General features: G+C 46.1%; 10 protein-coding genes and 1 pseudogene. 9 read left to right on the top strand and 2 right to left on the bottom strand.

Annotation, left to right across the window (positions count from 1 at the left end):
* Positions 1 to 321: 321 nt before the first annotated feature.
* The 6 genes from NDI34_RS25905 to NDI34_RS25880 all read left to right on the top strand — a co-directional run bounded on the left by NDI34_RS25905 (position 322) and on the right by NDI34_RS25880 (position 7,385).
* Positions 322 to 2,541: an ATP-binding protein gene (locus NDI34_RS25905; protein WP_348234255.1), complete on the top strand. Its 2,220-nt coding sequence runs from the start codon at positions 322 to 324 to the stop codon at positions 2,539 to 2,541.
* A gap of 138 nt (positions 2,542 to 2,679) precedes the next feature.
* Positions 2,680 to 3,024, top strand: coding sequence for a DUF4870 domain-containing protein (locus NDI34_RS25900; protein WP_190414512.1), 345 nt, complete (start codon positions 2,680 to 2,682; stop codon positions 3,022 to 3,024).
* A 305-nt stretch (positions 3,025 to 3,329) separates the two neighbouring features.
* Positions 3,330 to 4,313 (top strand): alpha-ketoacid dehydrogenase subunit beta, encoded by a 984-nt coding sequence (locus tag NDI34_RS25895; protein ID WP_190414510.1) that lies wholly within the window; start codon positions 3,330 to 3,332, stop codon positions 4,311 to 4,313.
* Positions 4,314 to 4,450: 137 nt separating this feature from the next.
* Entirely contained in the window at positions 4,451 to 5,869 is a 1,419-nt protein-coding gene (gene secD / locus NDI34_RS25890) for a protein translocase subunit SecD (RefSeq protein ID WP_190687710.1), read from the top strand.
* Positions 5,866 to 6,843: a protein translocase subunit SecF gene (gene secF / locus NDI34_RS25885; protein WP_348234254.1), complete on the top strand. Its 978-nt coding sequence runs from the start codon at positions 5,866 to 5,868 to the stop codon at positions 6,841 to 6,843. The genes secD and secF overlap by 4 nt, the downstream gene beginning before the upstream one ends.
* A gap of 125 nt (positions 6,844 to 6,968) precedes the next feature.
* Complete coding sequence (locus NDI34_RS25880) at positions 6,969 to 7,385, top strand: hypothetical protein (protein ID WP_348234256.1); 417 nt, start codon at positions 6,969 to 6,971, stop codon at positions 7,383 to 7,385.
* 29 nt (positions 7,386 to 7,414) lie between these two features.
* Here the strand turns inward: NDI34_RS25880 and NDI34_RS25875 are convergent, their stop codons facing one another.
* Entirely contained in the window at positions 7,415 to 9,289 is a 1,875-nt protein-coding gene (locus NDI34_RS25875) for a PAS domain S-box protein (RefSeq protein WP_190676498.1), read from the bottom strand.
* Positions 9,290 to 9,685: 396 nt separating this feature from the next.
* Here NDI34_RS25875 and NDI34_RS25870 point away from each other — a divergent pair, with 396 nt between their 5' ends.
* The 3 genes from NDI34_RS25870 to NDI34_RS25860 all read left to right on the top strand — a co-directional run bounded on the left by NDI34_RS25870 (position 9,686) and on the right by NDI34_RS25860 (position 12,351).
* The gene (locus NDI34_RS25870) at positions 9,686 to 10,489 is read left to right on the top strand and encodes a prolipoprotein diacylglyceryl transferase family protein (protein ID WP_348234253.1); all 804 of its coding nucleotides are present in this window, start codon (positions 9,686 to 9,688) and stop codon (positions 10,487 to 10,489) included.
* Complete coding sequence (locus NDI34_RS25865; RefSeq protein WP_348234252.1) at positions 10,428 to 10,859, top strand: hypothetical protein; 432 nt, start codon at positions 10,428 to 10,430, stop codon at positions 10,857 to 10,859. The genes NDI34_RS25870 and NDI34_RS25865 overlap by 62 nt, the downstream gene beginning before the upstream one ends.
* Positions 10,860 to 10,926: 67 nt before the next feature.
* Positions 10,927 to 12,351, top strand: a complete 1,425-nt coding sequence (locus NDI34_RS25860; protein WP_348234251.1) for a radical SAM protein — start codon at positions 10,927 to 10,929, stop codon at positions 12,349 to 12,351.
* A gap of 15 nt (positions 12,352 to 12,366) precedes the next feature.
* Here NDI34_RS25860 and NDI34_RS25855 read toward each other — a convergent pair.
* A pseudogene (locus NDI34_RS25855) lies at positions 12,367 to 12,472 on the bottom strand (IS630 family transposase); the annotation flags it as partial.

Raw genomic sequence — 12,472 nt, 5'->3', positions numbered from 1 at the left:
CATTGAGTCCTCTGCTTCGCTTAAGATAATCCGAATAGGAGCAGGCATAAATAATGGAAAACTCCGTTTAGAAGCTTTATGCCATCTTATATTTAATTAGTCCCAGCTACTTACTCGTCTCCTATCTAAAATTACGCACTGCTGACGAATCCAAATCCAAGGCGCTAAGCAAAGCAAGTTTTTTTTAAGTTCTACGCTAAGAAACCAACCGTCTTTTTGCAAGAGCAAAACAACTGTAATTTATCCGGTGCAGACCTACCCGTGCCAACTCTCGCAAGCGAACGATATTCAGCTATAAAGTAGCAACCCCAAGGAGACTTTATGCCATCACTCTTGCACAATCTTTTTACTTCCGGGCAATTTATCCCGCACGGACACTGCTATTTGTGGAAAACAGGGCTAGTGTGGCTGCATATTCTGTCAGATGGTTTAATCGCCCTGGCTTATTATTCAATTCCGCTGCTGTTGGTTTACATTGTCCGCAAGCGAGGCGATTTGCCCTTTGATTGGGTATTTCTGTTGTTTGGCAGCTTCATCATCGCTTGTGGGACGAGTCATGTGTTGGAAATCTGGACCCTATGGCACCCAATGTATTGGCTGTCAGGGTTGGTGAAAGCTGTAGCGGCTGTGATTTCTGTGGCGACAGGTATCGTATTGATGTCATTGATTCCTAACATCCTAGCACTGCCCAGTCCCGCTCAGATCGAGGAAGCCAACCGCCGACTGAAATCAGAAATTCAGGAACGTCAGCAGATAGAGGTGCAGCTGCGAAGTCAAGAATACTGGCTGAATACCCTGATTGATGCGGTTCCGAACGTGGTGAATATGAAAGACGGTGAAGGACGCTGGCTGATCTCGAATCAAGAAGGACTGAAGCTTTTTCAGCTCGAAGGTGTCGATTATCAGGGCAAGACAGACGCAGAACTAGAAGAATATACAGAATTTTATCAAGAAGCTCTTTTTGATTGTCAAGAATCCGATGAAAGAGCGTGGCGTGCAGAAACCATTAGCCATTACGAAGAAGAGATTTTATTACCCGATGGTTCAGCGAAGAAGTTTGATGTCGCCAAGGTGCCCTTATTCAACCCAGATGGAAGCCGTAAAGGGATTGTAGTCGTAGCAAGCGACATTACTCAACGCAAGCAAGTAGAGGCGGCATTGCGGGAAAGCGAAGCGAAAAATCGCGCTTTCATCCAAGCCCTACCGGATATGTTGTTTCGGATTTGCAGTGATGGGACTTTTATGGACTTTCAAGCGCCTAGAGAAGATGCTTTGGCGATGCCTCCCAGCCACTTTTTGGGGAAAAGTGTGTGGGAGGTATTACCTGCCGAGTTGGCTGAAGCTACCATGTACAACGTATCGAAAGCGATCGCTTCCGGTGAAACACAACTCTACGAGTATCAAATGACTTCCCTAGACGGCAACCAGCACGATTATGAGGCTCGGTATGCGCGTAGCTTAGAATCAGAAGCTTTGGTAATAGTACGCGATATTAGCGAACGGCAAGCCGCGCTTCGCGAACGCAAGCAGGCAGAAATCGCTTTACAAAAATCGGAAGCGCAATTAAGAGAACAGACACTTCATCTAGAAAAAACCTTATGTGAGTTGAAACAAACCCAATCTCAATTGATTCAGAGCGAAAAAATGTCTAGCTTGGGTCAATTGGTTGCTGGTGTTGCTCACGAAATTAATAACCCTATTAACTTTATTTACGCCAACCTAATTCACACCGACGAATATACAAAAGAATTACTACATCTGATTCGCCTCTATCAGCAACACAATTGCGAACCTGTTCCTGAAATTGCCGCAGTCGTGGAGAACCTTGACTTAGATTTTCTTCAGGAAGACTTACCCAAAATGCTGTCCTCAATGAAGGCGGGGACGAACCGTATCCGCGGAATTGTCTTATCGTTGCGAAACTTCTCGCGCTTGGATGAGGCGGAGGTGAAGGCGGTTAATCTCCACGAAGGCATTGACAGTACGCTGCTGATCCTGCAAAACCGCCTGAAAGGGAAACTGGGACGCCCAGCGATTGAAATTATTAAAGAGTATGGTAATCTGCCCCCCATCGAGTGTTATGCGAGGCAACTGAATCAAGTATTTATAAATATCATCACCAATGCAATTGATGCCCTAGAAGAGGCAGAGGCACAGAGGCGCAGAAGTGCAGAGGAGAATTTGGTACACTCTCCTCAGCAGCTTCGTTCCCCAGCGCCCCTGCCTTGGATTCGGATTCGCACTGAAGTTCAAGACGATCGTCAAGTTGTGGTTCGGATTTCTGATAATGGTCTTGGGATAACGGAGGAGGTACGCCAAAAGCTTTTTGACCCCTTCTTTACAACTAAACCTGTTGGTAGCGGCACAGGTTTGGGGTTATCTATCAGTTATCAAATTGTAGTCGAAAAACACGGCGGCAGCTTGAAATGCGTTTCAGCACCGGGACAGGGGGCGGAGTTCGCGATCGCAATTCCCGTTCAGCAGCAATATCGGCAAACATCTGTGGTTAGGGACGGAAATTCTGCTGCTGTTTCAGGATAAATTCTCTCTGCTTTAGTACCAGAAACTTTTGTGCCTTTCGGGTACGGAAAGCCGTTCGCTAGCGTGCGGCTCACCCCCAGCGATCGCGTGTTACAGTCTTGACTAGAGGCAACGCAACAGAAGCATTAGGGGGTTTAGATGTACGACACGGACAAGCGAAAGTTGTTGTCGGTACTATCTCATGGCTCGATCTTTCTTAGTACGACACTGGTGTCTATCGGGATACCCGTCGCGATGTTATTTGTATCCGATGATCCAGTTGTGAAAGACAATGCCAAAGAAGCAATCAACTTTCACTTCAATGTTTGGTTCTATGGAGCGATTATTGCCTTCTTAACTTTTATCACCCTTGGTTTATTGGGCTTTATCCTCGGACCTATCGGGTTTATCGTTCATTGGGCACTGACGATTCTGGCAATTACTCACTGTTTGGGTAATCCCGATCAACCCTACCGCTATCCCTTCACCTTCCGCCTGCTTTAAAAAAAGGCACCCAAACCAGAATTGTACTAGAGATTCGCTGGCTCTTAAAAGGTGCTTGAAGTCGAGAAGGTTGTTAGTTGATTCATCGTAATTTTCCAATAAAAACCCGTCTTCTCAAAGAAGACGGGTTTTTGAGGCATATTTTTAAAGTTTTGTCAATAGGGCAATTATTTTACAATGAACAAAGTGCGATCGCTTCCGGTTCACCAATCCAGAGCGATGTGCGATCGCTAGCAAAATTCTAGAGCCTCAAGAGGTTAAAATCCTAATCTGACCCGATCAAACTCCTCTCCTCTACTGTACCGATGGCAGAAACTTTATTCTTCAACGCCCTCCGCGCAGCCATAGACGAAGAAATGGCTCGCGACTCAGCCGTATTTGTCCTTGGTGAAGATGTCGGTCACTATGGCGGCTCGTACAAAGTCACCAGAGACCTGTACAAAAAATATGGTGACTTGCGCGTACTCGACACCCCCATTGCCGAAAACAGCTTCACCGGCATGGCAGTAGGTGCTGCAATGACAGGTCTCAGACCAATTATCGAAGGCATGAACATGGGCTTTTTGCTCCTTGCCTTCAACCAAATCTCTAACAACGCTGGAATGCTGCGCTATACCTCCGGCGGTAACTTCAAAATTCCGATGGTGATTCGGGGGCCAGGTGGCGTCGGTCGTCAATTGGGTGCCGAACACTCTCAGCGACTAGAAGCTTATTTCCAAGCAGTACCGGGTTTAAAAATTGTCGCCTGCTCCACACCTTACAACGCCAAAGGATTGTTAAAGGCTGCCATCCGCGACGATAATCCGGTTTTATTCTTTGAACACGTCCTCCTCTACAACCTGAAAGAAGATTTACCAGAGGAAGAATATGTGCTGCCCTTAGATAAGGCAGAAGTCGTGCGGCAAGGCAAGGATGTCACGATCCTCACTTATTCGCGGATGCGTCACCATGTTATGCAAGCGGCAAAACAGATGGAAAAAGAAGGTTTCGATCCGGAAGTAATTGACCTAATTTCCCTCAAGCCGCTGGATTTCGATACCATCGGTGCTTCCGTGCGGAAAACCCATCGGGTGATTATCGTAGAGGAATGCATGAAAACCGGCGGAATTGCGGCAGAATTGACAGCTTCAATTAACGATCGGCTATTTGATGAGCTAGATGCGCCCGTTCTGCGGCTATCTTCCCAGGATATCCCCACACCTTATAATGGAGCGCTGGAGCGGTTGACGATTGTCCAACCAGAGCAAATTGTGGAAGCCGTGCAAAAGATGATGGCACTCCAAGTGTGATCGGTCATTAGTCCTTAGTCCCTAGTCTGAGTCAATTGCCAATGACGAATGACTAATGACTAATGCCCGCTGACAATCAATCCGCCTCGACCAGCCCAAAAGGGATTATCATAGCATTTGTTTGAGCGGGTCGTGGTATGCAGAGACAGCGTTCTTTATTAGCCTTAATTCTGGTTCTGGTGATTGCTTCTATCACCGTGCTTGCCAGGATTCCAATTCGGCTGGGATTAGACCTTCAAGGGGGATCGCAACTGACGCTTCAGGTGAAACCCACTGAAGGCAAAGAAATCACGCGAGAAGATTTAGAAGCAGTTCAGAAAGTCGTAGAGAACCGGATTAACGGTCTTGGGGTCTCTGAAGCAATCGTGCAAACGGTCGGACAAGACCAGGTTTTGGTGCAGCTACCGGGGGTCAGCGATCCGGAGCAAGCGGAACGGGTGCTGGGTGGCACCGCTCAATTGGATTTCCGCGAACAAAAGCCGGGTTCGGAAACCCAGTTGCAAATTGAACAACAGCTGCGACGGGAATTAAAAGCGAAGCAGGAGGAGTTGAGAAAGACGAAAGATGAAGCGGCGATCGCTAAAAATCAGGAAGCTCTCCAGCGGAGTAACCAAGCGATCGCAGCTTTGTTTGAGCGCACCAACCCCCCACTCACGGGCAAAAACCTCACGGGAGCGACCGCCCGACCTTTTCAGACGAGCGACAACTGGAGTGTCAACATTTCCTTTGATGCTGAAGGAGGCGGACGCTTTGCCCAGTTAACCAAAAATATCGCCGGGACGGGACGCACCTTGGGGATCTTCTTAGATGAAGAACTGCTCAGCGCTGCTACCGTTGAAGTAAAGTATGCCCAAGAAGGCATCAGCGGCGGCGGTGCCGAGATTACAGGCAACTTTAGCTTAGAAGAAGCTAACGAGTTGGTCGTCCAGCTGCGGGGCGGTGCCCTACCCTACCCCGTAGAAATCATTGAAAACCGTACCGTGGGAGCCACCCTAGGTCGAGATAGTATCCAAAGCAGTATTTACGCCTCTATCGGTGGTCTGATTTTGGTATTGATCTTCATCGGCGTCTATTACCGCTTACCGGGGGCAATTGCTGGGATAGCGTTAGTCATTTATTCGCTATTGTGCTTATCTGCCTTTGTTTTACTCGGCGTTACTTTGACTCTCCCTGGGATTGCTGGTTTTATTCTCAGTATCGGGATGGCAGTAGATGCCAATGTACTGATTTTTGAGCGGACGCGGGAAGAATTAAGAGCCGGGAAGAGTTTATATCGTTCGGTAGAATCTGGTTTTTATCGGGCATTTTCCAGCATTTTGGACGGTAACGTCACAACGTTAATTGCTTGTGGGTTTATGTTTTGGCTGGGTTCGGGTCTGGTAAAAGGCTTTGCCCTGACGCTAGCAATCGGAGTCTTAGTGAGTATGTTTACAGCAATTACCTGTAGCCGTACCCTACTCATGACAGCGATCAGCTTTCCAGAATTACGCAAGCCACAATGGTTTTGTCCGAATTTGCAGGCGTCAAGGAAGTCTGAGCCAGAGGTAGGGTCATGAAATTAAATCTAATCAAACGGCGATCGCTCTGGTGGACGATTTCTGCCGTCCTGATCCTGAGTGGACTGATTGCGATGGTAATCAACTGGACGCAGATCGGTGCGCCGTTACGTCCCAGTCTGGATTTTGTCGGCGGTACGCGGTTGCAGTTTGAACTCGATTGTTCTAAACCAAACAACTGCGATCGACCGATTGATATCGCGACGGTTCGGGAAGCGATCGCGGCTCAGGGTTTGGGTGACAGTAGCATCCAAGCGTTAACCAGGAACGCTCAAGGGCAAACTCAGCCGGGTGTGTCCATCCGCACCAAAGCGTTGAATGTTGACCAACGCACCAAGCTGCAAAATGCCTTAAGCCAACTCAGAGCCTTCGATCCCCAAAAGACTCAGATAGACACGGTGGGTCCGACTCTCGGACGCCAGTTATTTGCCTCTGGTTTACTGGCGATATTGCTCTCCTTTGTGGGTATTTTTGTTTACCTGACCTTCCGCTTCCAGTTCGACTACTCCTTGTTCGCCTTTGTTGCCTTGCTCCACGATGTTTTGATCACCCTAGGGTTTTTCGCCATCTTGAGCTTGGTGTTCGGTACTGAAGTCGATAGCTTATTTGTCGTCGCTATCTTGACGATCATCGGTTTCTCAGTCAACGATACGGTGGTGATCTACGACCGGGTTCGGGAAGTCATTAAACTGAATCCTGGAGAGCATATTAACCAGATTGTCGAAGACGCGGTTAATCAAACCCTGACTCGCTCGATTAACACCACCTTTACAGTGTTGTTGACTTTGTTTTCCATCTTTTTCTTTGGTGGAGAAACGCTGAAAAACTTTGCTTTAGCGCTGATTGTTGGGTTTGCTGCTGGTGCTTATTCCAGTATCTTCATTGCGAGTACCCTTTTAGCTTGGTGGAGAGAACGGACGGGTCAAGCGATCGCTATTGCGGCAACGGAACCCAAAGCTTCTGATGAAATCTGAAGGGCATAAGGCAAGAAGCAATGAATCAGGCAAGAGACGATCGCTGGGAGCAAGGGCGCAGAGGAGCTGGAGAGCCGGAGAGCGGGGAAGTACAGGATAATCTAGATTCAACTTCTCCTCTACCCCTGTGCCCTTCTGAACCTCTGACCCGCAACCCCCTCAGCCATACTGATGACCCAAGCTTCCAACAGCAAGTGCAAAGGTTACACCGGCTGACTGTCTACGGCAGGTGGTTGGTCGCCGGGTTGCTTTGGATTACCATTGGTCCCTTGAGTCTCTGGGGCTTGCGCTACCCAATTTTTCTATTGCGGGAATACTTTACCTGGGCGGCAGTGCGATATGGACTTTATTACAATCCACTGCCAGCTCTGGGACTTGCTTTGTGCATTGGCATGACAGCTTCTGTATTGGTGTGGCAAAGCCGGAATATTTTACTAGGAATATCCAGTCGGGAACAACATCGCTTAGAGCAACAGGTATATCGGATTCGCCAGCAAGGGCAAAGTCATCCACTTTGGAAGTGGGTTTGTCAAGTCAATTAAAACTTTAATTTCTAACTTTTAATTGTTTCTCAGGCGCACCGAGACAGAGCTGGTTCCGAACGAGTCTGCCGAATCGGAATTTCAATTAAAAACTCTGCCCCCTTTCCCGGTTCGGAAACACAAGTCAATTGACCGCCGTGCTTTTCGACGACAATCTGATAGCTAATGGACAAGCCGAGTCCCGTACCTGTGCCTATCGGTTTCGTGGTAAAGAAGGGGTCAAATAACTTACGACGGACTTCCTCGTTCATCCCAGGGCCATTATCAGCAATCCGGATGGCGATGCGATCGCTGTCTTTGACCTCGGTACAAATCCGAATACAAGACTGAGGAGCCGGGGAGCCAGAAAGCCAGGGAGATACCATCTCCTGTGCCCCTTTGCTTCTGGGTCCCTCTGCCTCCTCCAGGGCATCAATCGCATTATTGAGGATATTCATTAATACCTGGTTGAACTGACCGGCATAGCACTCCACCAATGGTAGGTCGCCATATTCTTTAACGACCTCGATCGCCGGATGGGTAGCGGTAGCTTTTAAGCGGTCTTGCAGCAATCTCAGAGTGTTGTCAATGCCTTCGTGAATGTTGACCGACTTCTTTTCTGCTTGGTCATGGCGCGAGAAGTTCCGCAGAGAGGCGACAATTTGCCGAATGCGGTCAGCCCCTAACTTCATTGAGGACAGCAGTTTCGGCATATCTGCGATCACGAAATCGAGATCGATTTCATCTATCAGATCCTGGATTTCCTCAGGGGGTTCGGGGGAGTGTTTTCCATAAAGTTGCAACAAGTCGATCAAGCTTTGAATATAGTGAATGGCGTAGTCGAGATTCCCGTAGATGAAACTGACGGGATTGTTGATTTCGTGGGCAATACCAGCCACCAATTGCCCCAGACTGGACATTTTTGCACTTTGAATCAGCTGGGTTTGAGTTTGTTTTAATTCGCTTAAGGCCTGTTTTAGCTTTGCTGCTTTTTCTCGCAATTGCGCTTCTGATTGTCGCAAAGCTTTCTCCGCTTGCTGACGCTCTTTAACTTCCCTCTTTAGCAGCTCATTGGCGGCTTTTAATTCAGCGGTGCGTTCCTCGACTCGTCTTTCTAAGTCGTTATTTGCTTGTTCCAGCGCTGCTTGCGATCGCTTGCGTTCGGTGATATCCCTCGTTATTGTGGCAAAGCCGCGCAGCCGTCCATCTTCACTTCGTAAAGCTGTCACGACAACATTTGCCCAAAACTGCGACCCGTCTTGGTGTAAGCGTAAAGTTTCCCATTCACACCGACCGTCTAATGCTGCCTTTTGTAGAACTTGCTCAGGTTTGCCGCTCCTGCTCTCGCTGGAAGGAAAAAAGCAGGAGAAATGCCGACCAATAATTTCCTCTGCCTGATACCCGTTCAGCCTCTCCGCCCCTTTGTTCCAACTAATAACTTTCCCGCTGGTATCGAGCATATAAATTGCATAGTCTTTGACATTTTTGATTAACAAGCGGAAACGCTCTTCGCTTTGCCGCAGTTCCTCTTCTGCCTGTTTGCGCTCGGTAATGTCACGGGCAGCGGCGTAAATTAATTGTTCTTCCGCGCACAGAGCGGCATTCCACAGCAGCCATTTGTAGGTTCCGTCTTTGCAGCGAAAGCGGTTTTCAAAAGTGACCGTCTCCCCGGTGCTGGATAGTTCCTGCAATTGAACCAGAGTAGATTCCCGGTCTTTGGGATGAATAAATGCAATCCACGGCTTGGCTAGAAATTCCTCAGATGTGAACAGGAGCGTTTTTTCGCACATCGGGTTCAGTCGCTTGAAATAGCCGTCGAAACCAGCGATGAAAAACATATCCAGTGAGAGCGTGAAGAAACGATTATTCTCTGCTTCCACTTTGCTGCTCTCGGTAATGGGGGATTCTGCCGCTGGGATTGCCATTTTTCACTTTACCTACCTAGTTCGCTCAAATCATCTCCTTGATGCTTTCCCTGATGTTGACGGAGACTCTAGTCCTGATTAATTCTCAAATCTGGCGATGCATGTTTACACATCATATAGTTTTTTATTTATTACTTGACAGTTATTAACAATTTTTATGCGGAAGATTTAGATTTTGCATGTAAAATGCCTTCCCATATATTGCTGGCAAGAAATTTTTAATCCTTTAGCAGAGGATAGCAATCTTCTGTGAAGAGTTCCAGGAAATATAGCTTCTACAAGCTTGGGTGGGTATGATATCGTCTAGGCAACCTCTGTCTAGCTCCAGGCAACAGGGCTTGTCGGGTATATTTTCAAGCCACGAGGAGGCACTATCCTCAAGCGGAGATACAAATAATGAGTTTCCCGGTTTATTTGTGGCTGGGTTCGGTGCGGATTCACCCTCATATTTTGTTTGAGTCGTTGGCGTATGCGATCGCTTTCCGTTTATTAATCAAAAATGCTCGCAAAGATGCGATCGCACCCACGCAGCGCAGTTCGGTAATTGTCGGTGGCTTGGTAGGGGCGCTAGTTGGTGCGAAAGCGCTGGTTTTACTACAGCACATCGATTTAATTGGGAATAATTGGCAACTATTCTTTTTGGTTCTCCTTCAAGGAAAAACGGTCGTAGGGGCGTTACTCGGTGGATTAATTGGTGTAGAAATTACCAAGAAAATGATTGGTGTCAATCGATCTACCGGCGATGTTTTTGTTTATCCCTTGATTGTGGGAACGGCGGTGGGACGGATTGGCTGCTTTTTGACGGGATTAAGCGATCGCACTTACGGCATTCCCACTCAATTACCTTGGGGAGTAGATTTTGGTGATGGCATTCCCCGGCATCCGACTCAATTATATGAAGTTATTTTTTTACTAATTTTAATGATATTTTTACAAATTCGCAGCTGCTACCATCGGCAAGAAGGCGAATTATTTAAGTTTTACATGGTTTCTTATTTAAGCTTTCGTCTATTAATTGATTTCATTAAGCCAGATTTTCATCCCATCTACGGGCTAAGCGCCATTCAGATTGCTTGTTTATTGGGAATTTTATATTATCGGAACAGCATTCTAAAATTGTTCGTTTTTGAATCATCTAATGCAATTTACTGTCAAGGGAAATCAAGAAAAAGTAATCATTCGCATTCAAGGGATAAATAATCTCATTGCAGACGATTATTGGGATAGAAATTGGATTAATTCAGAAATTGAGATAATCTTACCTGGCTATCACGCTAATTTTTTGGGTGATATACGGACTGAGGAAATATTTAGTTTCTTGGAACAACTTAAAGAGATATCTCAAACGCTATCTGGTATTGCAGAGCTAAGTACAATGGAAGGATTGATAAACCTAAAAGCAGAAATTAATAATTTAGGACACATCCAATGGACTGGAAAAACAACTTATCCAATTGGTAGTGGCAACACTTTAACCTTTAATTTCTCTAACGATCAATCTTTTCTCTCAAATCTTATAACTGAGTTGCAAATGATAACGAAGCATTTTTCTATAATTGGAAACCTGTGAATCCATACACCTAGAATCAATCAGGAAAGCTGATCAACCGATTGTAATCATTTTAACAAAAAAATATATGCCTACTCGAAACTACCTTTTCTATGCTTTAACTAACAGCGTTTGCTCTAAATGTCTCGTCAAAGTAGAGGCAAAAATTATCTTTCGAGATGATTGCGTTTACCTGGTAAAGCACTGTCCTACCCACGGACATCAAGAAGTCTTAATTGCTGATGATATCGATTATTACAAACTCTCCCAGGAATTTATCAAACCAGGGGATATGCCGCTTAAATTTAATACTCCCATAAAATATGGCTGCCCCTATGACTGCGGACTTTGCCCCGATCACGAACAACATAGCTGTTTAACTTTAGTAGAAGTAACAGATCGCTGCAATCTTTCCTGCCCAATTTGTTACGCAGATTCGGGCACAGAAGAAGTCTCTCAATATTCCAGTCAATCCCGGCGTCATCGCACCTTAGAGCAAATTGAAAGGATGATTGATGCGGTGGTGGCGAATGAAGGAGAACCCCAGGTTGTGCAAATTAGTGGGGGCGAACCAACGATTCATCCAGAGTTTTTTAAAATTCTGGATATTACTAAAAGGAAGCCAATTCGCCATTTAATGATCAATACCAATGGTATTAGAATTGCCAAAGACCGAAATTTTTGCGATCGCTTAAGTCAGTATATGCCCGGAATTGAAGTCTATCTCCAATTTGATAGCTTTGAGGCGGCAGCATTAGAGGAGTTACGTGGGACAGATTTGCGAGAGATTCGGGAACAAGCGATCGCGCATCTCAACGAGTTTAACATCTCGACAACTTTGGTCGTTACCCTGAAAAAAGGGCTAAACGACGGCGAAATTGGCAAAATCATTGAATACGCCTTGCAACAGCGATGCGTGCGGGGTGTTACCTTTCAACCGATTCAGGCAGCAGGGCGTCTGGAGGGATTTGAGCATGAGCGCGACCGCTACACTCTCACAGAAGTTCGTCGCTCTATCTTACAGCAGAGTCCCTATTTTAAACCAGAAGATATTCTCCCAGTTCCTTGCCATCCCGATTGTTTAGCAATGGCTTACGCGCTAAAAGTTAAGGGCAAAGTGATACCCTTAACTGGGCTTTTGGAGCCAAATAATTTTGTAAAAATCATGCCGAATTCTGTTCTTTATGAACAGGATGATGAGCTAAAGCGAAATATTTTTAATTTGTTTTCCACTAGCCATTCACCCACATCTTCTGCAACATCTTTAAAACAGTTACTTTGTTGCTTGCCACTACTACCTGTTCCTGAAGGAATTACCTACGAAAATATATTCCGAGTGATGATTGTACAGTTTCTTGACCCCTTTAACTTCGATGTCCGTTCTGTAAAACGTTCCTGCATCCACATTGTGCATCCCGATGGGAGGATTATTCCATTTGATACGTTTAATATGTTTTACCGAGAGGGAAGTGCTGGATATCCCTTGGTTAATAATCGTCCGGCATTGGTTTAATTGATATATAAGTGCTTAAGCAAAATTAATTACATATTCGGTTCCGACTTTTTTTAGCACATTTTTGACATACTTTACTAAACTTTTCCAGTCCCGATAAGCCTCTATCTCTATCCATTCA

Origin of the sequence: Trichocoleus sp. DQ-U1, from assembly GCF_039961925.1 — a bacterium.
Lineage (GTDB): Bacteria > Cyanobacteriota > Cyanobacteriia > Cyanobacteriales > FACHB-T130 > FACHB-T130.
This window is presented reverse-complemented; position numbering and strand designations above follow the sequence as displayed.

What these genes read in the sequence shown, in the direction of transcription:
- NDI34_RS25905 (WP_348234255.1), top strand. Translation starts at nt 322, where the DNA reads ATGCCATCACTCTTGCACAATCTTTTTACTTCCGGGCAATTTATCCCG.
- NDI34_RS25900 (WP_190414512.1), top strand. Translation starts at nt 2,680, where the DNA reads ATGTACGACACGGACAAGCGAAAGTTGTTGTCGGTACTATCTCATGGC.
- NDI34_RS25895 (WP_190414510.1), top strand. Translation starts at nt 3,330, where the DNA reads ATGGCAGAAACTTTATTCTTCAACGCCCTCCGCGCAGCCATAGACGAA.
- secD (WP_190687710.1), top strand. Translation starts at nt 4,451, where the DNA reads ATGCAGAGACAGCGTTCTTTATTAGCCTTAATTCTGGTTCTGGTGATT.
- secF (WP_348234254.1), top strand. Translation starts at nt 5,866, where the DNA reads ATGAAATTAAATCTAATCAAACGGCGATCGCTCTGGTGGACGATTTCT.
- NDI34_RS25875 (WP_190676498.1), bottom strand. Translation starts at nt 9,289, where the DNA reads ATGGCAATCCCAGCGGCAGAATCCCCCATTACCGAGAGCAGCAAAGTG.
- NDI34_RS25870 (WP_348234253.1), top strand. Translation starts at nt 9,686, where the DNA reads ATGAGTTTCCCGGTTTATTTGTGGCTGGGTTCGGTGCGGATTCACCCT.
- NDI34_RS25865 (WP_348234252.1), top strand. Translation starts at nt 10,428, where the DNA reads ATGCAATTTACTGTCAAGGGAAATCAAGAAAAAGTAATCATTCGCATT.
- NDI34_RS25860 (WP_348234251.1), top strand. Translation starts at nt 10,927, where the DNA reads ATGCCTACTCGAAACTACCTTTTCTATGCTTTAACTAACAGCGTTTGC.